Origin of the sequence: Microbacterium sp. Nx66 (assembly GCF_904066215.1) — a bacterium.
Lineage (GTDB): Bacteria > Actinomycetota > Actinomycetes > Actinomycetales > Microbacteriaceae > Microbacterium > Microbacterium meiriae.
On record NZ_LR880474.1, the window covers coordinates 1,809,978 to 1,833,949 of the forward strand.

Annotated in this window: 26 protein-coding genes and 4 tRNA genes; 10 read left to right on the forward strand and 20 right to left on the reverse strand. The window is 70.0% G+C overall.

Annotated features, from left to right (window positions below):
• Positions 1-18: 18 nt before the first annotated feature.
• The 9 genes from secF to pdxS all read right to left on the reverse strand — a co-directional run bounded on the left by secF (position 19) and on the right by pdxS (position 7,954).
• Positions 19-1,008, reverse strand: coding sequence for a protein translocase subunit SecF (gene secF, locus MICNX66_RS08560; RefSeq protein WP_187661522.1), 990 nt, complete (start codon positions 1,006-1,008; stop codon positions 19-21).
• Positions 1,008-2,738 carry a protein translocase subunit SecD gene (secD, locus tag MICNX66_RS08565; RefSeq protein ID WP_187661523.1) on the reverse strand — a complete coding sequence of 577 codons (1,731 nt, stop codon included), beginning with the start codon at positions 2,736-2,738 and terminating at the stop codon, positions 1,008-1,010. Before secD ends, secF begins: the two co-directional genes overlap by 1 nt.
• A gap of 55 nt (positions 2,739-2,793) precedes the next feature.
• The gene (locus MICNX66_RS08570) at positions 2,794-3,195 is read right to left on the reverse strand and encodes a preprotein translocase subunit YajC (RefSeq protein ID WP_327036709.1); all 402 of its coding nucleotides are present in this window, start codon (positions 3,193-3,195) and stop codon (positions 2,794-2,796) included.
• A 72-nt stretch (positions 3,196-3,267) separates the two neighbouring features.
• Complete coding sequence (ruvB, locus tag MICNX66_RS08575) at positions 3,268-4,293, reverse strand: Holliday junction branch migration DNA helicase RuvB (RefSeq protein ID WP_187661524.1); 1,026 nt, start codon at positions 4,291-4,293, stop codon at positions 3,268-3,270.
• Positions 4,286-4,906 carry a Holliday junction branch migration protein RuvA gene (ruvA, locus tag MICNX66_RS08580; RefSeq protein WP_187661525.1) on the reverse strand — a complete coding sequence of 207 codons (621 nt, stop codon included), beginning with the start codon at positions 4,904-4,906 and terminating at the stop codon, positions 4,286-4,288. Before ruvA ends, ruvB begins: the two co-directional genes overlap by 8 nt.
• A gap of 9 nt (positions 4,907-4,915) precedes the next feature.
• Entirely contained in the window at positions 4,916-5,500 is a 585-nt protein-coding gene (gene ruvC / locus MICNX66_RS08585) for a crossover junction endodeoxyribonuclease RuvC (protein ID WP_187661526.1), read from the reverse strand.
• A gap of 45 nt (positions 5,501-5,545) precedes the next feature.
• On the reverse strand, positions 5,546-6,307 hold the full coding sequence (locus tag MICNX66_RS08590; RefSeq protein ID WP_187661527.1) for a YebC/PmpR family DNA-binding transcriptional regulator: 762 nt from the start codon (positions 6,305-6,307) through the stop codon (positions 5,546-5,548).
• A 173-nt stretch (positions 6,308-6,480) separates the two neighbouring features.
• Complete coding sequence (gene pdxT / locus MICNX66_RS08595) at positions 6,481-7,071, reverse strand: pyridoxal 5'-phosphate synthase glutaminase subunit PdxT (RefSeq protein ID WP_187661528.1); 591 nt, start codon at positions 7,069-7,071, stop codon at positions 6,481-6,483.
• On the reverse strand, positions 7,061-7,954 hold the full coding sequence (gene pdxS / locus MICNX66_RS08600) for a pyridoxal 5'-phosphate synthase lyase subunit PdxS (protein WP_187661529.1): 894 nt from the start codon (positions 7,952-7,954) through the stop codon (positions 7,061-7,063). The genes pdxT and pdxS overlap by 11 nt, the downstream gene beginning before the upstream one ends.
• Positions 7,955-8,043: 89 nt before the next feature.
• Between pdxS and MICNX66_RS08605 the strand changes: the two genes are divergently transcribed.
• Both MICNX66_RS08605 and pdxY read left to right on the forward strand, forming a co-directional pair.
• Positions 8,044-9,351 (forward strand): aminotransferase class I/II-fold pyridoxal phosphate-dependent enzyme, encoded by a 1,308-nt coding sequence (locus MICNX66_RS08605; RefSeq protein WP_187661530.1) that lies wholly within the window; start codon positions 8,044-8,046, stop codon positions 9,349-9,351.
• 46 nt (positions 9,352-9,397) lie between these two features.
• Positions 9,398-10,249, forward strand: coding sequence for a pyridoxal kinase PdxY (pdxY, locus tag MICNX66_RS08610; RefSeq protein WP_187661531.1), 852 nt, complete (start codon positions 9,398-9,400; stop codon positions 10,247-10,249).
• 31 nt (positions 10,250-10,280) lie between these two features.
• Here pdxY and MICNX66_RS08615 read toward each other — a convergent pair whose 3' ends face one another.
• From MICNX66_RS08615 to MICNX66_RS08625, 3 genes are all read right to left on the reverse strand, one after another.
• The gene (locus tag MICNX66_RS08615) at positions 10,281-10,835 is read right to left on the reverse strand and encodes an HIT family protein (RefSeq protein ID WP_187661532.1); all 555 of its coding nucleotides are present in this window, start codon (positions 10,833-10,835) and stop codon (positions 10,281-10,283) included.
• Positions 10,832-12,772, reverse strand: a complete 1,941-nt coding sequence (gene thrS, locus MICNX66_RS08620) for a threonine--tRNA ligase (protein WP_232089239.1) — start codon at positions 12,770-12,772, stop codon at positions 10,832-10,834. The genes MICNX66_RS08615 and thrS overlap by 4 nt, the downstream gene beginning before the upstream one ends.
• Positions 12,773-12,893: 121 nt before the next feature.
• Positions 12,894-13,253 (reverse strand): YnfA family protein, encoded by a 360-nt coding sequence (locus tag MICNX66_RS08625; protein ID WP_187661534.1) that lies wholly within the window; start codon positions 13,251-13,253, stop codon positions 12,894-12,896.
• Positions 13,254-13,303: 50 nt separating this feature from the next.
• Here MICNX66_RS08625 and MICNX66_RS08630 point away from each other — a divergent pair, with 50 nt between their 5' ends.
• The 6 genes from MICNX66_RS08630 to MICNX66_RS08655 all read left to right on the forward strand — a co-directional run bounded on the left by MICNX66_RS08630 (position 13,304) and on the right by MICNX66_RS08655 (position 18,181).
• A complete protein-coding gene (locus tag MICNX66_RS08630) occupies positions 13,304-13,681 on the forward strand; it encodes a DoxX family protein (RefSeq protein WP_187661535.1) in 378 nt (125 codons plus the stop codon).
• Positions 13,678-15,027: a cryptochrome/photolyase family protein gene (locus tag MICNX66_RS08635; RefSeq protein ID WP_187661536.1), complete on the forward strand. Its 1,350-nt coding sequence runs from the start codon at positions 13,678-13,680 to the stop codon at positions 15,025-15,027. The genes MICNX66_RS08630 and MICNX66_RS08635 overlap by 4 nt, the downstream gene beginning before the upstream one ends.
• A gap of 49 nt (positions 15,028-15,076) precedes the next feature.
• Positions 15,077-15,682, forward strand: a complete 606-nt coding sequence (locus MICNX66_RS08640; protein WP_187661537.1) for a hypothetical protein — start codon at positions 15,077-15,079, stop codon at positions 15,680-15,682.
• 110 nt (positions 15,683-15,792) lie between these two features.
• Positions 15,793-16,413 (forward strand): copper resistance CopC family protein, encoded by a 621-nt coding sequence (locus MICNX66_RS08645; RefSeq protein WP_232089023.1) that lies wholly within the window; start codon positions 15,793-15,795, stop codon positions 16,411-16,413.
• An 11-nt stretch (positions 16,414-16,424) separates the two neighbouring features.
• The gene (locus MICNX66_RS08650; RefSeq protein WP_187661538.1) at positions 16,425-16,955 is read left to right on the forward strand and encodes a copper chaperone PCu(A)C; all 531 of its coding nucleotides are present in this window, start codon (positions 16,425-16,427) and stop codon (positions 16,953-16,955) included.
• Positions 16,955-18,181, forward strand: a complete 1,227-nt coding sequence (locus tag MICNX66_RS08655) for a Dyp-type peroxidase (protein ID WP_187661539.1) — start codon at positions 16,955-16,957, stop codon at positions 18,179-18,181. The genes MICNX66_RS08650 and MICNX66_RS08655 overlap by 1 nt, the downstream gene beginning before the upstream one ends.
• 10 nt (positions 18,182-18,191) lie before the next feature.
• Here the strand turns inward: MICNX66_RS08655 and MICNX66_RS08660 are convergent, their stop codons facing one another.
• Both MICNX66_RS08660 and MICNX66_RS08665 read right to left on the reverse strand, forming a co-directional pair.
• Entirely contained in the window at positions 18,192-18,944 is a 753-nt protein-coding gene (locus MICNX66_RS08660) for an MBL fold metallo-hydrolase (RefSeq protein WP_187661540.1), read from the reverse strand.
• On the reverse strand, positions 18,941-19,441 hold the full coding sequence (locus MICNX66_RS08665) for a DUF6098 family protein (RefSeq protein ID WP_232089024.1): 501 nt from the start codon (positions 19,439-19,441) through the stop codon (positions 18,941-18,943). The genes MICNX66_RS08660 and MICNX66_RS08665 overlap by 4 nt, the downstream gene beginning before the upstream one ends.
• A 190-nt stretch (positions 19,442-19,631) precedes the next feature.
• On the opposite strand from MICNX66_RS08665, the gene MICNX66_RS08670 reads away from it, so the two are divergent.
• Entirely contained in the window at positions 19,632-20,105 is a 474-nt protein-coding gene (locus tag MICNX66_RS08670) for a DUF4383 domain-containing protein (protein ID WP_187661541.1), read from the forward strand.
• A gap of 106 nt (positions 20,106-20,211) precedes the next feature.
• Here MICNX66_RS08670 and MICNX66_RS08675 read toward each other — a convergent pair whose 3' ends face one another.
• The 4 genes from MICNX66_RS08675 to MICNX66_RS08690 all read right to left on the reverse strand — a co-directional run bounded on the left by MICNX66_RS08675 (position 20,212) and on the right by MICNX66_RS08690 (position 21,034).
• Positions 20,212-20,532 carry a hypothetical protein gene (locus tag MICNX66_RS08675; protein WP_232089025.1) on the reverse strand — a complete coding sequence of 107 codons (321 nt, stop codon included), beginning with the start codon at positions 20,530-20,532 and terminating at the stop codon, positions 20,212-20,214.
• 204 nt (positions 20,533-20,736) lie between these two features.
• Positions 20,737-20,811 (reverse strand) — tRNA-Val (locus tag MICNX66_RS08680).
• Between the two features lie 27 nt (positions 20,812-20,838).
• Positions 20,839-20,909: transfer RNA gene (locus tag MICNX66_RS08685), tRNA-Cys, on the reverse strand.
• A 52-nt stretch (positions 20,910-20,961) separates the two neighbouring features.
• Positions 20,962-21,034, reverse strand: a tRNA-Gly gene (locus MICNX66_RS08690).
• 151 nt (positions 21,035-21,185) lie between these two features.
• Between MICNX66_RS08690 and MICNX66_RS08695 the strand changes: the two genes are divergently transcribed.
• Positions 21,186-21,258 (forward strand) — tRNA-Val (locus MICNX66_RS08695).
• Positions 21,259-21,311: 53 nt separating this feature from the next.
• On the opposite strand, the gene MICNX66_RS08700 is transcribed toward MICNX66_RS08695, so the two are convergent.
• Together MICNX66_RS08700 and MICNX66_RS08705 are read right to left on the reverse strand one after the other, a co-directional pair.
• Positions 21,312-22,976, reverse strand: a complete 1,665-nt coding sequence (locus tag MICNX66_RS08700) for an alpha-amylase family protein (RefSeq protein WP_187661542.1) — start codon at positions 22,974-22,976, stop codon at positions 21,312-21,314.
• The gene (locus MICNX66_RS08705) at positions 22,973-23,938 is read right to left on the reverse strand and encodes a TIGR03885 family FMN-dependent LLM class oxidoreductase (RefSeq protein ID WP_187661543.1); all 966 of its coding nucleotides are present in this window, start codon (positions 23,936-23,938) and stop codon (positions 22,973-22,975) included. Before MICNX66_RS08705 ends, MICNX66_RS08700 begins: the two co-directional genes overlap by 4 nt.
• Between the last annotated feature and the right edge of the window lie 34 nt (positions 23,939-23,972).

Sequence of the window (23,972 nt, forward strand, 5' to 3'; positions counted from 1 at the left end):
GGCCCCGCGGCGGGGGCGTCAGGCGTCGACAGCCGCTTTGGTCCGTGCGGCACGGATGCGGGCGTCGCGCTCCTTGATCTGCGGCTCGTTCTCGCGGAACAGCGAGTACAGCGGCGCGGCCACGAAGAGCGTCGAGTACGTCGCCACGAGGATGCCCACGAAGATCGACAGCGAGATGTCGGTCAGCGTCTCGGCACCGAGCCAGAAGGCGCCGATGAAGAGGATCGCACCGACCGGCAGCGCCGCCACCACGGAGGTGTTGATCGACCGGATGAGGGTCTGGTTCACCGCGAGGTTGACCGACTCCCCGAACAGCCGCGACGTCTTCTCCCCGTCCTCCGTGGTGTTCTCCCTGATCTTGTCGAACACGACAGTGGTGTCGTACAGGGAGTACGCGAGGATCGTCAGGAAGCCGATGACGGCCGCCGGCGAGATCTCGAACCCGGCGAGGGCGTACACGCCGACCGTGATCACGAGCACGTCGAGCAGACCGATGATCGCCGCCGCCGACATCTTCCAGGTGCGGAAGTAGATGGCGAGGATGAGGAAGGTCAGCGCGAGGAAGATCGCCAGGCCCCACAGCGACTGCCGGGTGACGCTCTCGCCCCAGGCCGGGCCGATGAACGAGGAGGCGACCGCATCGGGCTCGACGCCGTAGGCGTCGGCGAGGGCGCCCGCCACCTGCTGTGTCTCCGCCTCCGTCATCTGATCGGTCTGCACCCGGACGTCCTGGTCGTTGACGATGACGACCTTGGTGGCGGCGCCGGGGACCACCGACTGCACCGCTTCGGTCGCGGTGTCCTGATCCGTGGTGTCGGGCGCGGCGACCGTGAACTGCGAGCCGCCGGTGAACTCGATCGAGAACTGGATCGGGCGGAACAGCGGCACGAGGGCCGAGCCGACGACCAGAGCGATCGCGATGATGAACCAGAGGCGGCGGCGGCCGACGAACGGGAAGGAGGTCTTGCCCGTGTAGAGGTTGTTGCCGAACTCATTCATGGAAGGCATCAGTTGTCTCCCTCTCTTCCGGCCGTGGTCTGTCTCTCGGCGGCGAGGGCCTCCGCCCGCTTGCGCTCGGCGATGGTCTGCCGGCGGTCCGCCTCTCCGCGCGAGCGCGCGTTCTTCGCCCCGCGCCCCGCGGACGCCGTGGCGACCTCGCGGTACTGCGAGCGGCTCCGGTACACGGCACCCAGGGCCTCGGGGTCGAGGCCGGAGAGCTTGTGCCCGCCGCCGAAGAACCGCGTACGAGCGAGCAGCTGCATGACCGGGTGGGTGAAGATGACGAAGATCAGCACGTCGATGACCGTCGTGAGGCCGAGGGTGAACGCGAAGCCCTTGACCGTCGAGTCGGCGAGGATGTACAGCACCACGGCGGCCAGGACGTTGATGGACTTGGAGATGTAGATCGTCCGCTTCGCCCGACCCCAGCCGTCCTCGACGGCACCGGTGATGGACTTGCCGTCGCGCAGTTCGTCTCGGATGCGCTCGAAGTAGACGATGAAGGAGTCCGCGGTGAAGCCGATCGACACGATCAGGCCGGCGACGCCGGCGAGCGACAGCCGGAAGCCGATCCGCCACGCCAGGATGCAGATGACGATGTACGTGAGCACCGCCATCACCGCGATCGACGCGATGATCACCGTCCCGAGCGCCCGGTACGACAGCAGTGAGTACACCGCCACGAGCGCGAGACCGATGAGGCCCGCGATCAGACCGATCTGGAGCTGCTGGGTGCCGAGGGTCGCGGAGATCGTGTCCGAGCTCTGCACCTCGAAGCTGAGCGGAAGGGCTCCGAACTTGAGCTGGTCGGCCAGGGTCGTCGCGCTCTCCTGCGTGAAGCTGCCCGAGATGCTGGGACGGCCGTCGAGGATGACGCCGTTCATGCGCGGTGCGCTGATGACCTCGCCGTCGAGCACGAATGCGAACTGGTCGCGCGGCGACAGTCCGTCGATGCGGTTCTGGTTGAGGCGGGTGCTGACCTGGCCGAAGGCGTCCGCGCCCTCGCCGTTCATGGTGAGCTGCACGATCCAGGCACCGGAGCGCGGGTCGCGTCCCGCGGTGGCGTCGGTGATCGCGCGGCCGTCCAGCTCAGCCGGGCCCAGGATGAACTTGGCCGTGTCATCGGGCGAGCAGGCGATCACCGGCTCGTCCTTCGGGGCCTTCGACGGGTCGTTGGCGGGGTTGGCGCAGTCGTACGCCTGGAACTCCGCCGCGAGCTTGTCGGTGACCCACGAGAGGTCGCTGGCGTCCGTGGGCTCCGCCGTGGGCTCCGCATTCAGCGACGGGTCCGGGCTCGGGTACGGCGTGGAGTTGCCGTCCTCGCCGACGAACTCGGTGCTCGCCGCCGTGGTGTAGAGCACCGGACGGAACTCGAGCTGAGCGCTGGACTGGATGCGCTGCCGCGTCTGCTCGTCAGCCTCGCCGGGGATCTGGACGACGATGTTGCGCCCGCCCTCGGTGGTGATGTCGGCCTCGGCGACGCCGGAGGCGTCGACACGCTGACGGATGATCGCCGCGGCCTGATCGAGCTGCTCCTGCGTCGGCGCGGCTCCGTCCTCGGTCTCGGCGCTCAGGACGATCTGGGTGCCGCCCTGCAGATCGAGCGCGAGCTCGGGTGTCCACGAGCTCTGCTTGAAGACGTACACACCCAGCGCGTTGATGCCGAAGAGCACGCCCGTCACGAGGAGCAGGCCGAGGAGGACCCGCCAGGCGTGGCGGACGGGAGAGGATGAAGCCACGTGTGTTCAGCTTTCTGGAAGGACGGTGATCCGGGAGGCCGTGACGGCCCGCGTGCTACTTGTCGTCGGCGTCCCGCTCGAGGCGGGCGCGGGTCTCCTCCGGCGTCTCCAGCGCGGGAGCGGCGGTCTCGTCGACGATGTGGTCGTCCGCGCCGGCGAGAGGCGCGTCGACGATGGCGTCCTTGGGCTCCACGACACGGAGGATGGCCTGGCTGTGCACCTCGATGACGGTGCCGGGAGCGATCTCCACGAGGGCCGGGGAATCGAGGTCTTCGGCGTCGTACGCGACGATGGTGCCGTAGATGCCGCCCTGCAGCAGGACCTTGGCGCCGGGCACCGTCTTGGTCGCCTTCTCCTCCTGCTCGGCCTTCATCTGCCGGGTGCGCTTGCGCGTGTTGAAGATCATGAAGATCAGCAGGACGGCGAGGAGTCCGAAGAGGACAAATTCCATGGGCATGGGGATGGCGCCTTTCTCAGGTGCACGCACCAGCCTTTGGGCGCACAGCGGTATCGGGGAAGTCTTCAGCGATTATAGGTCATCCAACTTCAGCATCCCGTCCGGGTGCACCACACCGAGGTGGTCGTAGGCCTCCGGCGTCGCGACCCGCCCTCGGGGCGTCCTGCCCAGGAAGCCGATCCGGACGAGATAGGGCTCGACCACGCTCTCGACCGTCTCCGGCTCCTCTCCCACCGCCACCGCGAGCGTGCTCAGGCCGACCGGTCCGCCGCGGAACCGACGCACCAGGGCCTCCAGCACCGCGCGGTCCAGACGGTCCAGTCCGATCGCGTCCACGTCGTAGAGGTCGAGGGCCGCCCGCACGCCGCTGAGCGTCGCCTCGCCGCCACCGTGCACGAGCGCATAGTCGCGCACGCGGCGCAGCAGCCGGTTCGCGATGCGCGGGGTCCCGCGGGAGCGTCGCGCGATCTCGGAGAGCGAGTCCGTCGGGAGGTCGACGCCGAGCACCGCAGCGGAACGGCCGATCACCCGCTCCAGCTCCCCCTCATCGTAGAACTCGAGGTGCCCGGTGAAACCGAACCGGTCCCGCAGCGGATTGGGCAGCAGCCCGGAACGCGTGGTGGCACCGACCAGGGTGAACGGAGACAGCTCCAGCGGGATGCTGGTCGCCCCCGCGCCCTTCCCGACCATGATGTCGATCCGGTAGTCCTCCATGGCGAGGTACAGCATCTCCTCCGCCGACCGGGCCATGCGATGGATCTCGTCGATGAAGAGGACCTCGCCGGGCACGAGGCTCGACAGCAGCGCCGCCAGATCCCCGGCGTGCTGGATCGCAGGCCCGCTGGACATGCGCAGCGGACGCTCGCTCTCGTGCGCCACGATCATCGCCAGCGTCGTCTTGCCGAGTCCGGGAGGGCCGGCGAGCAGGATGTGGTCCGCAGGGCGCGATTGGATGCGGGCCGCCTCCAGGAGGAGCTGCAGCTGTCCCCGCACCTTCTGCTGCCCCACGAACTCGTCGAGGCTCGAGGGGCGGAGGGCGCCCTCGATGGCGAGTTCGGACTCGTCCGTCGGCTCGGTCGGATCGAGGGCGTCAGCCACGGCCCTGGCCTGCCTGCGCGGGTCCGAGCAGCGCGAGCGTACGCCGCAGGAGGAGGGCGACCGACGCGCGCTCGGTGTCCGTCGCATCCGTCGCCGTCTGGGTCGCCGCCTCGGCTGCGACCTTCTCCGACCAGCCGAGCCCGACGAGCGCCACCGTCACCTGGGTGACGACGTCCCCGCCTCCGGCCGCCGCAGGAGCCGACGGCGCAGCCACGGGCTGCACCTTGCCGGCGAGCTGCACGACGATGAGCTTGGCCGTCTTCGGGCCGATGCCGGAGACCCGACGGAACGGAGCGTCGTCCTCCGCGGTCACCGCCTCGGCGATCTGGTCGGCGGTGAGGTGCGACAGCACGCCGAGCGCCGACTTCGGACCGACCCCGGTGACGCTGAGCAGCAGGCTGAAGATCTCCAGCTCTCCGCGGTCGGCGAACCCGAACAGGGACAGCGAGTCCTCCCGCACGATGAGGCTCGTGTGCAGCAGGAGCTTCTCCCCCACCGTCGCGGTGTGGGCGACATCGGCCGGGACCGCGACCGCGAAGCCCACGCCGCCGACGTCGATGATGACCTGGTCCGGCGTCGTGTGCAGCACGGTGCCGTGCAGAGAGGAGATCATCCTCTCAGTCTAGGAGCCGGCTCGTAGATATGTTCGAGCGACACGCTCCGCGTCGGCCCATGCGCGCTGCGCGGGGGTCAGGCCGCCGCCCGCGCGGCTCGATACCGGGGCGCCGCGGCGCCAGGCGTGACACAGGGCGATCGCCAGGGCATCGGCGGCGTCGGCCGGCTGCGGAGGGGCATCCAACCGCAGGATCCGCGCGATCATCGCCTGGACCTGACGCTTGTCGGCGGAGCCGTACCCGGTGACGGCGGCCTTGACCTCGCTCGGCGTGTGGGTCGCCGCCGGCAGGCCCGCCTCTGCGGCGATCAGGAGCGCGACACCGCTCGCCTGCGCGGTGCCCATGACCGTATGCGTGTTCTGCTGCGCGAACACCCTCTCGACCGCGACCGCATCGGGGCGGTGCTCGGCGATCGCGGCGCGGATGCCCGCCGCGACGACGGCGAGGCGGTCGCCGATCTCCGCATCCGGGGCGGAGCGGATCACCCCCACGTGGACCAGCGTGCCGCGGCGGGCACGGTCGACATCGACGATCCCGACACCGCACCGGGTGAGTCCGGGGTCGATGCCGAGCACGCGCAGCGAAGTGGTCACCCGATCAGGCTAGGCCGCGTGCGCCGTCGTCGACTCGCGCCGCGCCTAGGCGTCGTCGTTCTCGAGCTCCGCCTGGACTTCGGCGGACAGGTCGAAGTTGCTGAAGACGTTCTGCACGTCCTCGCTGTCTTCGAGCGCATCGATGAGGCGGAACACCTTGCGGGCGGTCTCGGCGTCGATCTCGACCTTGAGGTTCGGCACGAACTCGACGTCGGCCGACTCGTAGTCGATCCCGGCGTCCTGCAACGCGGAACGGACGGCCACGAGATCGCTCGCCTCGGTGATGACCTCGAAGCCCTCGGCGTGCGGCTCGATCTCCTCGGCGCCGGCCTCCAGCGCCGCCATCATCACGTCATCCTCGGTGGTGCCCTCGGAACCGACGACGATGACGCCCTTGCGGCTGAAGTTGTACGCGACACTGCCCGGGTCGGCGAGGGTGCCGCCGTTGCGGCTGAGTGCCGTGCGCACCTCGGCCGCGGCGCGGTTCTTGTTGTCGGTCAGACACTCGATCATGAGCGCGACGCCGTTGGGCCCATAGCCCTCGTACATGATCGAGGTGTACTCGACGGCCTCGCCGCCGATGCCGGCACCGCGCTTGATGGCACGGTCGATGTTGTCCTTGGGGACGGAGGTCTTCTTCGCCTTGAGCACCGCGTCGAAGAGCGTCGGGTTGCCCTGCAGATCGGCGCCGCCCAGCTTGGCCGCGACCTCGATGTTCTTGATGAGCTTGGCCCAGGACTTCGCACGGCGCGCGTCGATGACGGCCTTCTTGTGCTTGGTCGTGGCCCACTTGGAATGCCCGGACATAAGTCTCCGCTCGTCGTCTGCGCCCCGGAACGCCGCCCAGGGCGTCGTCCAGTCTATCGAAACGTGCCGCGGCACCGCTCCGGCTCCGCTGGCACAGGCGTTCGCGCGAGTTCAGGCATCTGCGCACGGAGGCGCCTGTTCGCGCGCGCACGCCTGCACTCGCAGTCGCGAAGTCAACGGCGGGAGACCCGATCCAGGAAGCGCCGGTGGAACCGCGTCTCGTTCGAGATCTCCGGGTGGAAGCTCAGACCGAGCAGCCCGTCCTGCTCCACGGCGACCACACGGCCGTCCGGCAGCGTCGCGAGCACCGAGGCCCGCGGCCCCACCGCCTCCACGACGGGTCCGCGGATGAACGCCGCCGTCACCGGCTCGTCGAACGCGGGCACCGTCAGCTCGGCCTCGAACGACTCGGCCTGCCGCCCGAACGCGTTACGCCGCACGACCGCATCGAGTCCGCCGAAGCTCTGCTGCCCATCGATCGCGTCGATGACCTCATCGGCCAGCAGGATCAGCCCCGCGCAGGTGCCGAGCACCGGCATCCCGCCGGCGATCGCGTCGCGGATCGGCTGCTGCAGCCCGAACAGCCGCGCCAGCTTGTCGATCACGGTCGATTCGCCGCCAGGGATCACGAGGCCGTCGACCCGGGCGAGTTCCTCGGGCCGACGGACCAGAGCGACGTCGGCGCCGAGGGCCTCGAGGAGCGCGGCATGCTCCCGCACGTCCCCCTGGAGCGCGAGGACGCCGACGCGCGGACTACCAGCCACGCTCGGCGAGGCGGTGCGGCGCGGGCAGGTCGCTCACATTGATGCCGACCATCGCCTCGCCCAGCCCGCGGGACACCTCGGCGATCACCTTCGGGTCGTCGAAGAACGTGGTGGCCTTGACGATGGCCTTCGCCCGCTCGGCGGGATTGCCGGACTTGAAGATGCCGGAGCCGACGAACACGCCGTCGGCGCCGAGCTGCATCATCATCGCCGCGTCGGCCGGGGTCGCGACCCCACCGGCGACGAACAGCACCACGGGGAGCTTCCCGGTCTCGGCGATCTCCGCGACGAGCTCATAGGGCGCCTGCAACTCCTTCGCCGCCACGAACAGTTCGTCCTTCGGCAGCGCGGTCAGCGCGGCGATCTCTCCCCGGATCTTCCGGATGTGCTTCATCGCCTCAGAGACGTCACCCGTGCCGGCCTCGCCCTTGGAGCGGATCATCGCCGCGCCCTCGTTGATGCGGCGCAGCGCCTCCCCCAGGTTCGTGGCCCCACAGACGAACGGCACGGTGAAGCCGAACTTGTCGATGTGGTTCACGTAGTCGGCGGGCGAGAGCACCTCGGACTCGTCGATGTAGTCGACGCCGAGCTCCTGCAGCACCTGCGCCTCTACGAAGTGCCCGATCCGCGCCTTCGCCATGACGGGGATGGACACCGCGTCGATGATGCTGTCGATCATGTCCGGGTCGCTCATCCGCGAGACGCCGCCCTGCGCGCGGATGTCCGCGGGGACCCGCTCCAGTGCCATCACGGCGACGGCGCCGGCGTCCTCGGCGATCTTCGCCTGCTCGGCGGTGACGACGTCCATGATGACGCCGCCCTTGAGCATCTCGGCGAGACCGCGCTTCACGCCTGCGGATCCGGTGGTGGGCTGCTCGGTCATGGGGGTCTCCTGTCGGATGATCCGAAATGGTTTTTGATCTAGATCAAAGGTAGCACTGTCCGCTCCGCCTAGAATCTCGGAGGAGGATCATGAGCGAGCAGATCAGGGGAACCACCGCGGCCGAGATCGCGGACAGCGTGCGCGCCCTCCGGGACCGCGGCACGCTCCGCCCCGGCGAGGTCCTTCCTCCGGTGCGCGAGCTCGCGGCGACACTCGGTGTCAACCGGAACACCGCGGTCGCCGCCTACCGCCAGCTCGCGCAGGCGGGACTCGTGCATTCGCGAGGGCGCGCGGGCACCGTGCTCGCCGGCGTCGACGTCGTGCCGCAGGAGGGCTACGCGCCGGACACCGTGCTCCGCGACATCGGGACGGGAAACCCCGACGCTTCTCGGATCCCCGACCCGTCGCAGGCGCTCGGCACGATCGGCCGCCGCCCCGTGCTCTACGGCGAGCCGGTGATCGACCGCGGTCTTGAAGCGTGGGCGAGGGAGTGGATGGGCGCCGACCTTCCAGGGCAGGACTTCCGCGTCACCGTCACCAGCGGGGCCGTGGATGCCGTCGAACGGCTGCTCGCCCAGGCCCTGATGCGGGACGACGCGGTGGCCCTCGAGGACCCCTGCTTCCTCGCGAGCATCCATACCGTGCGGCTCGGCGGGTACCGGGCCGTCACGGTGCCGGTGGACGAGGAGGGCATGACGGTCGACGGCCTCCGTGCCGCTCTGGACGCGGGTGTCCGCGCCGTCATCTGCACCCCGCGGGCACAGAACCCGACGGGCGTCAGCCTCTCCCCCGCCCGGGCGAAGGCGCTGCGGGCCGTGCTCGCCGACCACCCGTACGTGCTCGTGATCGAGGACGACCACTTCTCTCTGCTCTCGCAGCGCCCCTACGAGTCGCTGATCGGCCCGGAGCACCGACGGTTCGCCCTGGTGCGCTCGGTGTCGAAGTTCCTGGGCCCTGACATGTGCCTGGCCCTCGCGGCGACCGATCCCGAGACCGCTGAGCGCCTGGCGATGCGGCTCAGCCCCGGCACCACCTGGGTGAGCCACCTGCTGCAGCGCCTCACGCTCGCCCAGCTCACCGACCCCGCCGTGCGCGAGGAGATCGCGGAAGCAGGTCGGCACTATGCCGCGCGGAACGCCGCCTTCGCGGAACGCCTGCGCGCGGAGGGGATCGACGCCGCGGACCCGGACGGCCTGAGCCTGTGGGTCGGCTTCGCCAAGCCGGCGCGCGCCATCGCCGACCACCTCATGCGCCGGGGCTGGCTCGCGCGCACCGGCGACGACTTCGCGCTGGACGAGCGCGCCGAGCCTTCGCGCCACCTCCGCCTCACCGTGCACGACCTCTCCGAGGACGACACGGAGACCCTCATCGCCGACCTCATCGCCGCCGGACGATGACCACCCGACGCGGGCACCGGCCCGCCCAGAATGAAAGGGACCGGGTATGAAGATCCTGTCCATCCAGTCCGCCGTCGCATACGGTCACGTCGGCAATTCCGCGGCTGTCTTCCCGCTCCAGCGCATCGGCGTCGAGGTGCTGCCGGTCTACACCGTCACCTTCTCGAACCACACCGGGTACGGCGCCTGGCGCGGCCCGCTGATCGACCCCGCCGATGTGGGCGAGGTCATCACCGGCATCGAGGAGCGCGGCGTGTTCGGTTCCATCGACGCCGTGCTCAGCGGCTACCAGGGCAGCGAGGGCATCGGCGACGTCATCATCGACGCGGTCGCCCGGGTGAAGGCCGCGAACCCCACGGCGCTGTACGCGTGCGACCCGGTCATGGGCAACGCGAAGTCCGGCTGCTTCGTGGCTCCGGCCATCCCGATCCTGCTCCGCGAACGCGTGGTGCCGGTGGCCGACATCATCACGCCGAACCAGTTCGAGCTGGGCTTCCTCACCGAGACCGAGCCCGACACGCTCGAGTCGACCCTCGCGTCGGTCGACCTCGCGCGGGCGATGGGGCCGCGCACGGTGCTCGTCACGAGCGTCGAGCGGCCGGACCGCGAAGAGGGCACGATCGAGATGCTCGCCGTGGACGACGCGGGCGCGTGGCTCGTGCAGACCCCGCACCTGCCGATGAAGGCGAACGGCTCCGGCGACGTGACGGCGGCGCTGTTCACCGCGCACTACGTCGCGACCGGCAGCGCGCAGACCGCTCTGGAGCGCACCGCCTCCAGCGTCTACGACCTGCTGCAGGCCACGCTCGACTCGGGCGAGCGCGAGCTGCAGCTCGTCGAGGCGCAGGAGTTCTACGCGAACCCGCGGATGCAGTTCACCGCACGCCAGGTGCGCTGAGTCCCCGGAACGGGGACCCCGACGCGACGGCTCAGCGGTCGGCGGGGGGCCACGCCTCGGCGACGGCCTCCCGCACCTCGCCGAGGAGCTGCGGGAGCGCCTTCGTCTTGGCGATGATCGGGAAGAAGTTCGCGTCCGAGCGCCACCGCGGCACCACGTGCTGGTGCAGATGCGCGTCCACGCCCGCTCCGGCCACCGCTCCCTGGTTCATGCCGAGGTTGAAGCCGTCGCAGCCGGAGACCTCGCGGAGCACGCGCATCGCGGTCTGGGTGAGAGCGCCGATCTCGGCGACCTCCTCGGCCGTCGCCTGGTCGTAGGTGGCGATGTGCCGGTACGGGCAGACGAGCAGGTGCCCCGAGTTGTACGGGAAGAGGTTCAGCAGCACGTACGCGGTCTCCCCGCGCGCCACGATGAGCCGCTCGGCATCCGGGTACTTCGGTGCCTCGCAGAACGGGCATTCCTCGCGCAGCGGCTCCGGCCCGGCCTGGATGTACGCCATCCGGTGCGGGGTCCACAGCCGCTGGAACTCGTCGGGCACCCCGACGAGACGGGAGGCGTCCTCGAGGTCCGCCTCACCGTCCGTCATGCGAGGTCTCCCGCCTTCAACACCAGCGCGTGCGAGGCGATGGCGGCGCTGATCCGGCGCACCGCGTCGGCGACCGGCACGCCGTTCTCCTGCGTGCCGTCGCGGAAGCGGAACGACACCGTCCCCGCGGCACGATCCTGCTCCCCCACGATGAGGATCAGCGGCACCTTCGCGGTGGTGTGATTCCGGATCTTCTTCTGCATCCGGTCGTCGGAGTGGTCGACGTCGGCCCGCACGCCCGCCGCCCGGAGCTGCGCGATGACGTCGTCCAGGTAGTCGCCGTACTGCTCGGCCACCGGCACACCCACCACCTGGCTGGGCGCGAGCCAGAGCGGGAAGTCGCCGGCGTAGTGCTCGAGGAGGATCGCGAAGAAGCGCTCGACGGAGCCGAGGAGCGCCCGGTGGATCATCACAGGCCGGTGCTTCTGCCCGTCGGGACCGGTGTACTCCAGCTCGAACCGGTCGGGCTGGTTGAAGTCGAGCTGGATGGTCGACATCTGCCAGGTGCGGCCGATGGCGTCGCGGGCCTGCACCGAGATCTTCGGGCCGTAGAAGGCCGCGCCACCCGGGTCGGCGACGAGCTCGAGACCGGATTCGATCGCGACCTCGCGCAGCGTGTCGATCGCCGTCGCCCACTGCTCGGGCTCGCCGAGGAACTTCGGGTTGCCCTCCTCGTTCGTCGAGAGCTCGAGGTAGAAGTCGTTGAGGCCGTAGTCCCGGAGCAGGTCGAGCACGAGGTTCAGGTTGGTGGTGAGCTCCTCCTTCACCTGGTCCTGGGCGACGTAGATGTGCGCGTCGTCCTGGGTCAGACCGCGCACGCGGGTGAGCCCCGACAGCGTGCCGGACTTCTCGTAGCGGTAGACCGTGCCGAACTCGGCCAGACGCAGCGGCAGCTCCCGGTAGGAGCGCCCGCGCGAACGGAAGATGAGGTTGTGGAACGGGCAGTTCATCGGCTTCAGGTAGTAGTCCTGGCCCTGGCGGGTGACGTTGCCCTCGTCGTCGACGACCTCGTCGAGGTGCATCGGGGGGAACATGCCGTCCGCATAGGTCTGCAGGTGCCCGGACGTCATGAAGAGATCCTTCTTCGTGATGTGCGGGCTGTTGACGAGGTCGTAGCCGTTGCGCAGCAGGTGCTTGCGCAGGTTCTCCTCGATCTCGTAGCGGATGATGCCGCCCTTGGGATGGAACACGGCCAGTCCCGAGCCGATCTCGTCCGGGAACGAGAAGAGGTCCATCTCGGCGCCGAGCTTGCGGTGGTCGCGACGCTCGGCCTCGGCGATGCGCTCCTGGTAGGCGCGCAGCTCGTCCTTCGTCGGCCATGCGGTGCCGTAGATGCGCTGGAGCTGCGGGTTCTTCTCGCTCCCCCGCCAGTACGCGGCGGCGATGCGGGTGAGGTCCCAGCCATTGCCGATCATGCGTGTGTTGGGCAGGTGCGGACCGCGGCAGAGGTCCTTCCAGACGACCTCGCCATCGCGGGTGGTGTTGTCGTAGATCGTGAGCTCACCCTCGCCCACCTCGACGGATGCCCCCTCGGCGATCTCGCCCTCGGAGGCCGTCGACGGGCCCTTGAGCCCGATGAGCTCGAGCTTGAACGGCTCGTCCGCGAGCTCCGCACGAGCCTCCTCGTCGGTCACGACACGACGGACGAAGCGCTGTCCCTCGCGGACGATGCGCTGCATCTCCTTCGAGATCGCTTTCATGTCCTCCGGCGTGAACGGGGTGTCGACGCCGAAGTCGTAGTAGAAGCCGTCGGTGATGGGCGGGCCGATGCCGAGGTTCGCCTGCGGGTTGATCCGCTGCACCGCCTGCGCGAGCACATGTGCGGTCGAGTGACGCAGGATGTTCAGGCCGTCGGGGCTGTCGATCGTGACGGGCTCGACGTCGTCGGTCTCGGTGACCGTCGCAGCGAGGTCCTTCAGGACGCCGCCGACGCGCATGGCGACGACGTTTCGGTCAGAGAACAGGGCGAAGCCGTCGGTCGGCTGGGCGTTTTCAGGCACTGATCACTCCATCTGGGTCTGGATCTAGGCTACTCGTCCGCTCGCCGGTCGCCGACCGTCACGCGGCGGTCTCCGACAGCGGATCCGCGGCCGTCGGCGCGAAGATGATGATCGCCGCCCCGGCCAGCGCCACCACGGAGCCGATCACGTCCCACGAGGTGGGGCGGAATCCGTCGACGATGACGCCCCACGCGAGGGAGCCTGCGATGAAGATCCCGCCGTAGGCGGCCAGGACGCGGCCGAAGTTCGCGTCCGGCTGCAGCGCCGCGATGAACCCGTAGGCACCGAGGGCCATCACCCCGAGGACGGCGAACAGCCACCCCCTGTCCTCCTTCACCGCCTGCCAGATGAGCCAGGCACCGCCGATCTCGGCGATGGCGGCGAGGAGGAAGAGGACGGTGATGCGCAGCACGGTCATCGCCTCAGTGTGACAGCCGCGGCGTCCGACGGGGACGGTAGCGTGGGCGCATGACACGGACGATCGCCCGCTGGCTCCTCGCTCTCGCCCTCGGCGCGATGGGCGTGCTGCACTTCACGCAGACACGCGGGTTCCGGGTCGTCGTGCCCGACTGGGCGACCCGCTTCACCCGGATGGACAAGGACACGATCGTCCTGGCGTCGGGTGCGGCCGAGGTCGCGCTCGCCGCGGGACTGGTGGCACTGCCGCGGGAACGCCGCAAGATGGGGTGGGCGACGGCGGGATTCTTCGCCGCGGTGTTCCCCGGCAACTGGCACCAGTGGCGCACCGGCCGATCGACCCCGGGTCTCGACACGGACCGGCGGCGGTTCGGCCGCCTGTTCCTGCAGCCCCTGCTGATCGCCTGGGCCCTGTGGGCGACCCGATGACCTCGCCCTCGATCGTCTGGTTCCGCGACGATCTCCGCCTGGCCGACAACCCCGCGCTGCGTGCCGCCGTCGACCGCGACGAACCGATCATCGCGCTCTTCGTCCTCGATGAGGAGTCCCCCGGCATCCGTCGGCTGGGCGGTGCCGCGCGTTGGTGGCTGCACCATTCGCTGGCCTCGCTCGCCGCGCGGCTGCAGGAGAAGGGGACGACGCTGGTGCTGCGGCGCGGGCCCGCCGACCGGATCGTGCGGGAGCTGGTCGCCGAGTCGGGCGCCGGAGCGGTCTTCTGGAACCGCCGCTACGAGGCGGCCGGGCGCGAGATCGACGCGGGGCTGAAGGCGACGCTGCGCGACGACGGTCTCCAGGTGGCGTCTTTCGCGGGGTCGCTCCTGCACGAGCCGTGGACGGTCACCACCGGGAGCGGCACGCACTATTCGGTCTTCACGCCGTTCTGGCGGGCCTGCCTGGCCCTTCCGGCCCCGCGCGCTCCGCTCCCCGAACCCCGCGAGCTCCGTGGCTCCGGCAGGCGGCTCCCCTCCGACGCGCTGGACGACTGGGGGCTGCTGCCCACCGCCCCGGACTGGGCGGGCGGGCTCCGCGAGACATGGGAGCCCGGGGAGCCCGCCGCGCGCCGCCGGTTGCAGCACTTCCTCGCCGACGACATCCGCACGTACGACCACGCTCGCGACGCCCCGGCTGCCGGTGCCACTTCCCGGCTGTCTCCGCGACTGCGCTGGGGCGAGCTCAGTCCGTTCACCGTGTGGCATGAGGCGATCGAGGTCGACGGGGCGGGCGGATTCCTCTCGGAGCTGGGCTGGCGCGAGTTCGCCTGGCACACGCTGTTCCACTTCCCCGACCTCGCGACGAAGAACCTGCGGCGGGAGTTCGACGCGTTCCCGTGGCCTCCGCTGGATCCCGCACGTCTGGAGCTCTGGCAGCACGGCGAAACCGGAGTTCCCCTCGTCGACGCGGGCATGCGCGAGCTCTGGCACACCGGGTACATGCACAACCGGGTGCGGATGGTCACGGCATCGTTCCTCGTCAAGAACCTCCTCATCGACTGGCGCCTCGGCGAGGAGTGGTTCTGGGACACGTTGGTGGACGCCGATGACGCGAGCAATCCGTTCAACTGGCAGTGGGTCGCGGGTTCCGGCGCCGACGCTGCCCCGTACTTCCGCGTGTTCAACCCGGAGCTGCAGGCCAGGAAGTTCGACGGCGAGGGGCACTACATCGGGCGCTGGGCTGCGGACGCCCCCACTGAGCCGATCGTCGACCTCGGCGAGACGCGCAAGGCTGCGCTCGCCGCCTACGACGTCGTGAAGCGCACCGGAGCACCACGGGGCTGACGCGCGCCCCGGCCCGTCACGGACTCCGGCACATGGCAGACTGGTGGCCGTGAGCCCGTCCCGCAAGCCCGCCGTCGTGCGGGGCTTCGCGACCTCGTCGCTCGCGATCTTCGTGGCTCTCGCGGGTCACGTGAGCGGCGGCGGAGAGATGCCCGGCACCTTGGGTATCCTCGTGCCCTGGCTGTTCGCCTTCATGGTGAGCGTGCTGCTCGCCGGACGGAAGCTCTCCCTCACCCGACTCACCCTCTCGGTGACTGTGAGCCAGTTCCTCTTCCACGTGCTCTTCGTGCTCGGCACGGTCACTCCGTCCGGCGTGGCGATCCGGCACGTGCACGGCGCACCGCTCGTGCTCCCCGCAGCCGAGGGCGCTGCGGTCGTCGCGACCGCGGACGCCGCGATGTGGCTCGGGCACGCCCTCGCCGCCCTCCTCACGGTGACGGCGCTCCACCGCGGCGAGCGGCTGCTCCTCACCGTGCGTGATCTCGCCGTCCGATTGATCCGCTGGGTGCGTCGGCGTGCGGACGTGACGCTCGCCCCGCGCTCCGCCACCTCTCCGTGTCGCCTGGCCGGGGTCTTCCTCGTCCGGACGGCCCATGATCTTCGGCTCCTCACCCCGCTTCTCGGGCGCGCACCGCCCTCTCTTCCCGCGCTCTGATCCGCGCCCACGGCTTCGCGCCGTGCGGTGCGTCCTCGCGCTGTCCCGGTGACGCGCGTCCGAACGCAGGTACCCACGTCGCTCGGCGACGTCTGAAGAGAGGCTCTTCCATGTCCCCTGTCCGCAGATTCGCGGCCGGGGCGGTGCTGGCGGCTGTCGCGATCCTCGCGACGGCAGCGCCGGCGACCGCCCATGACCAACTCCTCGAGAGCGACCCCGGCGACGGTGAGCATCTCGATGCTGCGCCCTCGAGCGTCACCATGACGTTCTCGGGCGAGCTCCTCGTCCTCGACGAGTCGACCGCCGGGGCCGTCGTCCTCGTCGTCGACGCGGAGGGCGAGGACTGGGCGACCGGCGAGGTGGAGGTGCGCGGCCGGAATGTCACGGCCGCTCTCAGGACGGACATGCCGGACGGCGGGTACCAGGTGCGTTGGCAGGTCGTCTCCGAGGACGGGCACCCGATCGCGGGGGTCATCCCCTTCGCCGTCGGAGACGCCGTCCCGCTGGAGTCGACACAGAACCCGGAGCCGACCTCCTCCGCCCCGGAAAACTCGTCGACCGCATCGGATCAGAACGCAGACGAGACGGGCGACCCGATCCGGGTCCTGCTCGTCGGCGGGGCGGGCGCGGCACTCGCCGTCGCTGCTTTCACTCTCCTCCTCATCCTCCGCCGCCGCCGCGCGGCCGCCGTGCCGCCGGAATCCGGCGACGACACGGCAGAGAACTCCTGAAAGGCATCATCATGAACACTCGCACTTCTCTTCCCCGCCTCGGCGCGGCGATCGTCCTCTCGCTCGTCGCGCTCACCGGGTGCACCGCACCCACAGCCGAGACGCCGACCAGCGCCGCCGCCGGTGAGGTCCTCCGGATCGACGACGCCTGGGTCAAGTCGGCCGATGACGGCATGTCCGCGGGCTTCGGCGTACTCGTCAACGAGGGCGCGGCGGACGTGACGGTGACGTCGGTCACCTCCGCCGCCTCGCCGATGATCGAACTGCACGAGACCGTGGAGAACGAGGCCGGGGAGATGGTCATGCGGGAGATCGCCGGGGGCTTCGTCGTCCCCGCCGGCGGCACCCTCGCCCTCGAGCCCGGGGGGAATCACATCATGATGATGGACCTCTCCGAGCCTCTGAAAGCCGGTGACGAGGTCGCGTTCACCGTCACCCTGTCGGACGACTCCACGTTCGAGTTCGCCGCGCCGGTGAAGGACTACTCCGGCGCGAACGAGAACTACGACGGCGCCGACGACCACGAGGGCATGGACCACTGATGTCCCCGCGCGTCTCGGGCGCGCGCGCCGGCCGCACCGGCTCGACCCGGCGGCAGTTCCTCCTCGGAGGGGCTGTCGCCGGTGTCGGGGCCGCCGTCGCGGTCGGGGCGGATCTCGCCCTCACGCGAGCGGACACGGAGGCTCCCGCGGCCCCCGCACCGCTCAACGGCTCCCTCACCGTCCCGTTCCACGGCGTCCATCAAGCCGGGATCGACACCGCGGCGCAGGCGCACGGCTCGTTCGTGGCGCTCGATCTGCGCCCGGAGGTCGACCGCGACGCGCTCCGCCGGCTCCTACGGATCCTCACGGACGATGCGGCGAGGCTCACCCAGGGACGGTCGGCGCTCGCGGACTCGGAGCCGGAGCTCGCCGTCGCCCCGGCCCGGTTGACGATCACATTCGGCTTCGGTCCGGCGCTCGTGGCACGGGCCGGCGGCAGCACGCCCTCGTGGCTCGCGCCGCTTCCCGCCTTCCGGGTGGACCGCCTGCAGCCGGAGTTCTCGGACGGAGACCTGCTCCTCCAGATCGCCGCTGACGACCCCCTGACCGTCGCACACGCGCAGCGCATGCTCCTGAAGGACGCGCGCGGCTTCGCGACCGTCCGGTGGATCCAGCAGGGCTTCCGCCGCGCACACGGCACCGAGCGACCGGGGACGACCATGCGCAATCTCTTCGGACAGGTCGACGGCACGAGCAACCCGCAGCCGGGGACCGACGACTTCGAGCGCGTGGTCTGGAGTGATGACGGCTGGCTGGCCGGCGGCACGGGCATGGTCCTGCGCCGCATCCGCATGGACCTCGACGCCTGGGACCGCCTGGATCGCGGGGGCCGCGAGGCCTCCGTCGGGAGGACCCTGCGCGAGGGCGCGCCGCTCACGGGGACGTCGGAGTTCGACGAGCCGGACTTCGACGCGACGACGGCCATCGGGTTCCCCGTCATCCCGGCGTTCGCGCACATCCGGCGCGCTCGCGGAGACGGGACGGAGCGCATCTTCCGACGGGCGTATAACTACGACGAGCGCCCGGCCGGAGACGGCGTGTCCGAATCCGGGCTGCTCTTCGCCGCGTTCCAGGCCGACGTCGCGCGGCAGTTCGTCCCGATGCAGCAGCGGCTCGACGAGCTCGACCTGCTCAACGAGTGGACGGTCCCGATCGGATCCGCCGTGTTCGCTGTCCCTCCGGGATGTGCGGAAGGCGGCTACATCGGGGAGACGCTCCTCGACTGAGGCCGAGGAGTCAGTGGGGTCCGCGTCGCCGCGCGGCGGCGACGGCGGGCCCCACGCCATCCAGGACGGGGTCTCCGTGGCCCGTCAGGACGACCCGCGCGCTCGTCCGTGCCAGGGTATCCAGCGACTCCATCGCCTCCGCGGTATCGGCCGTGGCCGCCCTGGCGACGATCTGCGGACCGGTCTCGCCGGTGTACGGGTCGAGCGTCACGAGGGCGTCGCCGGCGATGAGCACCCCGGACTCCTCGAACAGGTACGCGCAGTGCCCTTCCGTGTGCCCCGGAGTCCACAGGGCGATCGGGGTCCCGGGGGCGTCGATCGGATGCTCGTGCGTCACGCGAGGCTGCGCGTCGACGCCGCGGACGTTGAGCGCTCCGGCAAGAGCCATCCGGGTGATGGTGGGGATCCCCCGCGGATGGGTGAGCACGTAGGGGACGCGAGGTGAGGCCGGACGGTAGCTGTAGGGGTGACGGGCCAGTTGTGCGTCGCGAGGGTGGACGAACACCGAGACCCCCTCCTCGTGGAGCCCGCGCGCGACACCGACGTGGTCGAAGTGCCCGTGCGTCAGGACGACCGCATCGATGTCGGTCTCCTTCGCCCCGAGGTGGCCGAGCAGGTCGCGCAGCACGCCCCTGCTGCGCGGCAGTCCCGCGTCGAATAGCGTGAGCCCGTCCGCGGTCTGCACGAGGTAGCAGTTCACGTCCGCCACACTGATGCCGAAGAAGCCGGGAACCACCTCCGTCCACTGCCGCCCTCTGCTCATTCCCGGTCCTCCTCGTCGTCGGCGGGTCCGCGCCCCGCATCGAAATTGCGCTCGTACCGTTCCCTGGCCTCGAGCAGGACGTGTTCGCCGATGACGGCGATGGGCTCCACCTCTCGGAGCAGCGGCTCGCAGTCGGGCCCCCGGCCGCAGTGCTCGCCACGGAGGATCCAGGCGATGCGCTGCGGGTCCTTATCGGCGAGGTGCCGGTACTGACAGAGCTGGCGCGCGAGCCAGTCCTCCAGCGGACGCGTCCACCAGCGTTCGGCGTCCAGCGGGTTCACGGAGAGACCGGGCAGCTCGAGGCCGCTCTCCGTGTCGACGCTGGAACGACGGGCATCCGCATCCGGGCCCTCGGAGTAACGGACGTGCAGACCGGGGCATGCACGGACGACGGCGGCCAGTTGCGCCAGATGGTCGATGCGTCGCAATCCGGTCGCGGCGTCGCGATCGGATGTCGAGGCGAGGCCGCAGGTGCGGTCCAGAGCGGCATCGGTCATGGCCTGAGCGTACGAAGCGGTCCCCTCCTGCCGAGGGGGATTGACAATCCGCGGTTCTCGCCCACGTCGCAGCGGCGTCCGGGAACGGGCGCATGAAGCTACCGCGTGACTCCTGATGCGTCAATGCCCTCTCAGCGCGCGCACAGGAAGTCCTACGGTCGGGCAACCGCACCACACCCTGGAGGGGATCATGAGCGACACCACCCGCACCACCCGCTACGCCGGCACACCGATCCAGAAGACGGCGCTGATCATCGGCATCGTCTTCCTCATCGTGGGCATCGCCGGTTTCATCCCGGGCGTCACCCACTCGGCCGAGCACCTGCGCGGCGCCGGAGCAGCGTCCGAGGCCCTGCTCCTCGGCGTGTTCCAGGTGTCCGTGCTGCACAACGTCGTGCACCTGCTGTTCGCGGTCGCGGGCATCGCGCTCGCCGCGTCGCCGCGCGCGTCCCGTCTCTACCTCATCATCGGCGGGCTCGCGTACCTCGTCGTCTGGCTGTACGGCCTCATCGCGGTCGGCAACGAGCAGCTGAACTTCCTGCCGGTGAACAACGCCGACAACTGGCTCCACCTCGGTCTCGCGATCGGCATGGTGCTGCTGGGCATCTTCGTCAGTCGAGAGCCGCGCGTCCCGCAGAACGGCGCGGGCACGGCGCGCGTCTGACGCTCACCCCACCCGGTCGGGACGTCCCCTCCTCGCATGACGGAGGGGGCGTCCCGTCTGTCGCGTCCGGCGTGGAGCCGGAGTGCGAGCGGTGTCCGCGGCCCGGTCACCCGTCCACGGGTTGCACGGCGTTCCCCCAGACCCAGCAGCGGTACGTGCGGTCACCGGCACGGAACTCGATGCCCGCTGCGAGCGGGGTGGAGCGGACGACCTTCGCCTCCACGCGGATCGCCTCCGGGCCGAACCGCACCCACGCCCGCACCCGCCGCTGGAGCGCGTGCGGATAGACGGTGACGGCGGACTCCCGCAAGGCGAGCTCGCGATCGGACAGGGACTGCAGGGGGCCCCGGCGCGCGGCGGCCTCGATGGCCTGATGCTGCGACCGCATGTCGTTGTACGCAGAGAGCGCGCGACCCGAGTTCCCCACACCGGCTCCTTCCTCCGGCCCCGCCCAGGATATCGATATTCGAACACATCTTCGAAGTCGATGTCGACGGCATCGACACGCAGATTCGCACCGAGGTCGCGGAGCTCCGCGATCGGGCTGCGACCTCGCGCGGATATGCGACCTCGCGCGCAGGGAGGAGAGCTGGGGGCAACAAAAAACCCCCGGCGAACCGGGGGTTTCAGGTGGTGCGCGATACTGGGATCGAACCAGTGACCTCTTCCGTGTCAGGGAAGCGCGCTACCGCTGCGCCAATCGCGCCCGTTGGGGCTATTCAGTTTTCCCGTGAGGTGGCGACGGGATTCGAACCCGTGTAAACGGCTTTGCAGGCCGGTGCCTAGCCGCTCGGCCACGCCACCGTGTGGATTGACCCCACGTGCCGCCGATCTTCGAGAAGATCTACTGCACTCGAGCGGATGACGAGACTCGAACTCGCGACCCCAACCTTGGCAAGGTTGTGCGCTACCAACTGCGCTACATCCGCATTTCGTTCCCGGTTGTCCCGGGCACTTATGAAACATTAGCCGATGATCCGCGCTCCGCCAAACCCGCAGCGAATCTCGCGCGTGTCTCCCGGACTGGTCATCGGAGCGCCTGACGGTCGGGTAGTATCGGTTGACGTACCCCACGGGTATGGGCGATTGGCGCAGTTGGTAGCGCGCTTCCTTCACACGGAAGAGGTCATCGGTTCGAGTCCGGTATCGCCCACCGAATCCCCTCCGAAGGCCCCGGTCATCCGGGGCCTTCGGCGTTTCCGCCCGTCACAGGATCCTGCCGTCTCCCGGGCGGGAGACCCGCAGCCACCGGTAGCCGTAGGCCGGAAGCTCCAACTCCACCTCTCCGTCGTCGTCGAGGGGCACGCGCCGCGCGTCGAGGAGGTCGACCAGGGTCGTGCCCGCGGGCTCCTCCCCCAGTCGGAACCGCGTCGTCGCCGGACGTTCCGCGAAGTTGTGCACGGCGATCGTGCGCCCGACGTCGGCCTCCAGGGAGTGCACCAGCAGGGCGTCCTGCGGCTGCTCGATGACGGTGAACGACCCCCACCCGAGCTCCGGCGATACCCGGTAGAGCGCGGTCAGTTCGCGGAGGAAGTGCAGCAGCGAGCCGTGGTCCTCGAGCTGGGCGGCGGCATTCACGTGCGTGGGCGCATACCCGTCGGTCGGCGGCGGCGCGACGAGCCGGGAGGGGCGCGCGTCGGAGAAGCCCCCGTTGCGATCCGCCGACCACTGCATCGGCGTACGCACGGCCTGCCGCCCCTCGACGGCGATGTTCTCGCCCATCCCGATCTCTTCGCCGTAGAACAGAACGGGGGTGCCGGGGAGCGTGAAGAGCAGGCTGTACGCCATCCGGATCCTCCGCGGGTCGCCTTCCAGCATCGGCGGCAGGCGCCGCGTGATCCCGCGGCCGAACACGCGCTGCCGCTCGTCTGGCGCGAACGCCTCGAAGACCTCCTGACGCTCGGCATCGGTCAGCTTGTCGAGAGTGAGCTCATCGTGGTTCCGGAGGAAGTTCGCCCATTGCACCTCCGGTCCGAGGACCGGGCGCGCGGTGAGTGCGGCGACGAGCGGCGCGGGATCACGACGGGCGAGGGACAGATACAGCGACTGCATCGCCACGAAGTCGAACTGCATGGTCAGCTCGTCGCCGTCGGTGCCCCCGAAGTACGCGCGCTGCTCCTCGTACGGCAGATTGACCTCGCCGAGCAGGATCGCCTCGCTGGAACGACGCTGCAGGAAACGCCGCATGTCGCGTAGCAGCTCGTGCGGATCGGGGATGTCCGCCGTCTTCGGAACCTCGAGGAGGAACGGCACGGCATCCACCCGGAAGCCCGAGACGCCGAGCTGCAGCCAGAACCCGATGACCTTCGCGATCTCGTCCCGGACCACGGGGTTGGCGATGTTGAGGTCGGGTTGGTGCTCGTAGAAACTGTGCTGGTACCACTGCCCGGACTTCTCGTCCTTGGTCCAGATCCCGTCGGCCTGCCCGGGGAAGACCGGGTTCTTCTGTCCCTTCGGAGGCGCGTCGTCGCGCCACACGTAGTAGTCGCGATAGGGCGAGTCGACGCTGCGGAGCGCCGCGCGGAACCACGGATGACGGTCCGAGGTGTGATTGACGACGAGGTCGACGATCACGCGGATGCCGCGGTCACGGGCCGTGCGTATCACCTCCACGAGGTCGCCGTGGGTGCCGAGACGCGGGTCCACGCCGTAGAAGTCGCTGACGTCGTACCCGTCGTCGAGGTCCGGCGAAGGGTAGAAGGGCATGAGCCACAGGCACGTCACGCCCACCTGTGAGAGGTAGTCGATCCGCTGCGCGAGGCCGCGGAGGTCGCCGACGCCGTCGCCGTCCGAGTCCAGGAAGGTCTCCACATCGAGGCAGTAGACGACGGCCGTCTTCCACCAGAGGTCGCTCGTATCGGTGATCTTCATGTGCGCTCCCTCAGAGCGGGCAGGATCTCGGCGGCGGCCGCCTTCAGGAACCGGGTCTGCTCTCGTCCGACGTGATGCAGGTAGATCCGGTCGAAGCCGATGTCGACGAGCTCCGCCAACCGTCCCGCGAGCGACCGGGCGTCGTGGTCGACGAGGACGGCCGCGCGCAGCCTTGCTTCATCGACCTCGCCCACCGCGGCGTCGAAATCCTCCGGCTGCTCGATGTTCCACGCGAGCGGCGGAGTGACCACGCCCTGCCGCCACTGCTCCTTCGCGATCGCGTACGCCTCGGCGTCGTCCTCGCCCCAGCTCACGTGCGTCTGCAGGATGCACGGCCCTTCTCCCCCGGCCGAGCGGTAGGCCTCCACCACCCTCCGCAGCGCGGACGGCTCCTGGGCGACGGTCGCGAGGCCGTCCGCCCAGCCGGCCGCCCACTCCGCCGTCTCCGGACTGACGGCGGTGGCGAAGAGCGGCGGCGGCTGCGCCGGCCGGGTCCAGACGCGGGCGCGGTGCACGCGCACGAGACCGTCGTGATCGACCTCCTCGCCGGCGAGCAGCCGTCGGATCACATCCACGCTCTCGTGCAACCGCGCGTTGCGGACGTCCTTGGCCGGCCAGACGTCGCCGGTCACGTGCTCGTTCATCGCCTCGCCGCTGCCGAGCGCGGCCCAGAACCGTCCGGGGAACATCTCCTCCAGCGTTCCGAAGGCCTGCGCGACGATCGCGGGGTGGTACCGCTGTCCTGGCGCGTTGACCATGCCGATGGGGAACCTCGTACGGGCCAGCGCCGCAGCGATCCAGCTGAACGCGAATCCCGACTCCCCCTGATCGGGGAGCCACGGGGCCAGGTGGTCGGAGCACATCGCCCCGTCGAAGCCTGCCCACTCCGCGCTGACGACCGCGTCCAGCAGCGCGCTGGGTGGGATCTGCTCATGGGAGGCGTGGAATCCGATGAAGACCATAGGCCGAGTCTGGCAAGGGACGACGCCCGGCGGC

Coding starts and splice junctions, on each gene's coding strand:
- MICNX66_RS08605 (WP_187661530.1), top strand. CDS start 8,044: ATGAGCGAGCAGATCAGGGGAACCACCGCGGCCGAGATCGCGGACAGC.
- thrS (WP_232089239.1), bottom strand. CDS start 12,772: ATGCGCGTCGGCGGCGTCCTGAAGGACCTCGCTGCGACGGTCACCGAG.
- pdxS (WP_187661529.1), bottom strand. CDS start 7,954: ATGACCGAGCAGCCCACCACCGGATCCGCAGGCGTGAAGCGCGGTCTC.
- MICNX66_RS08630 (WP_187661535.1), top strand. CDS start 13,304: ATGACACGGACGATCGCCCGCTGGCTCCTCGCTCTCGCCCTCGGCGCG.
- MICNX66_RS08705 (WP_187661543.1), bottom strand. CDS start 23,938: ATGGTCTTCATCGGATTCCACGCCTCCCATGAGCAGATCCCACCCAGC.
- MICNX66_RS08650 (WP_187661538.1), top strand. CDS start 16,425: ATGAACACTCGCACTTCTCTTCCCCGCCTCGGCGCGGCGATCGTCCTC.
- secF (WP_187661522.1), bottom strand. CDS start 1,008: ATGCCTTCCATGAATGAGTTCGGCAACAACCTCTACACGGGCAAGACC.
- MICNX66_RS08615 (WP_187661532.1), bottom strand. CDS start 10,835: ATGACGGACGGTGAGGCGGACCTCGAGGACGCCTCCCGTCTCGTCGGG.
- MICNX66_RS08645 (WP_232089023.1), top strand. CDS start 15,793: ATGTCCCCTGTCCGCAGATTCGCGGCCGGGGCGGTGCTGGCGGCTGTC.
- MICNX66_RS08665 (WP_232089024.1), bottom strand. CDS start 19,441: ATGACCGATGCCGCTCTGGACCGCACCTGCGGCCTCGCCTCGACATCC.
- MICNX66_RS08635 (WP_187661536.1), top strand. CDS start 13,678: ATGACCTCGCCCTCGATCGTCTGGTTCCGCGACGATCTCCGCCTGGCC.
- MICNX66_RS08670 (WP_187661541.1), top strand. CDS start 19,632: ATGAGCGACACCACCCGCACCACCCGCTACGCCGGCACACCGATCCAG.
- MICNX66_RS08700 (WP_187661542.1), bottom strand. CDS start 22,976: ATGAAGATCACCGATACGAGCGACCTCTGGTGGAAGACGGCCGTCGTC.
- MICNX66_RS08590 (WP_187661527.1), bottom strand. CDS start 6,307: ATGTCCGGGCATTCCAAGTGGGCCACGACCAAGCACAAGAAGGCCGTC.
- MICNX66_RS08660 (WP_187661540.1), bottom strand. CDS start 18,944: ATGAGCAGAGGGCGGCAGTGGACGGAGGTGGTTCCCGGCTTCTTCGGC.
- MICNX66_RS08570 (WP_327036709.1), bottom strand. CDS start 3,195: ATGCCCATGGAATTTGTCCTCTTCGGACTCCTCGCCGTCCTGCTGATC.
- MICNX66_RS08655 (WP_187661539.1), top strand. CDS start 16,955: ATGTCCCCGCGCGTCTCGGGCGCGCGCGCCGGCCGCACCGGCTCGACC.
- pdxY (WP_187661531.1), top strand. CDS start 9,398: ATGAAGATCCTGTCCATCCAGTCCGCCGTCGCATACGGTCACGTCGGC.
- ruvA (WP_187661525.1), bottom strand. CDS start 4,906: ATGATCTCCTCTCTGCACGGCACCGTGCTGCACACGACGCCGGACCAG.
- MICNX66_RS08625 (WP_187661534.1), bottom strand. CDS start 13,253: ATGACCGTGCTGCGCATCACCGTCCTCTTCCTCCTCGCCGCCATCGCC.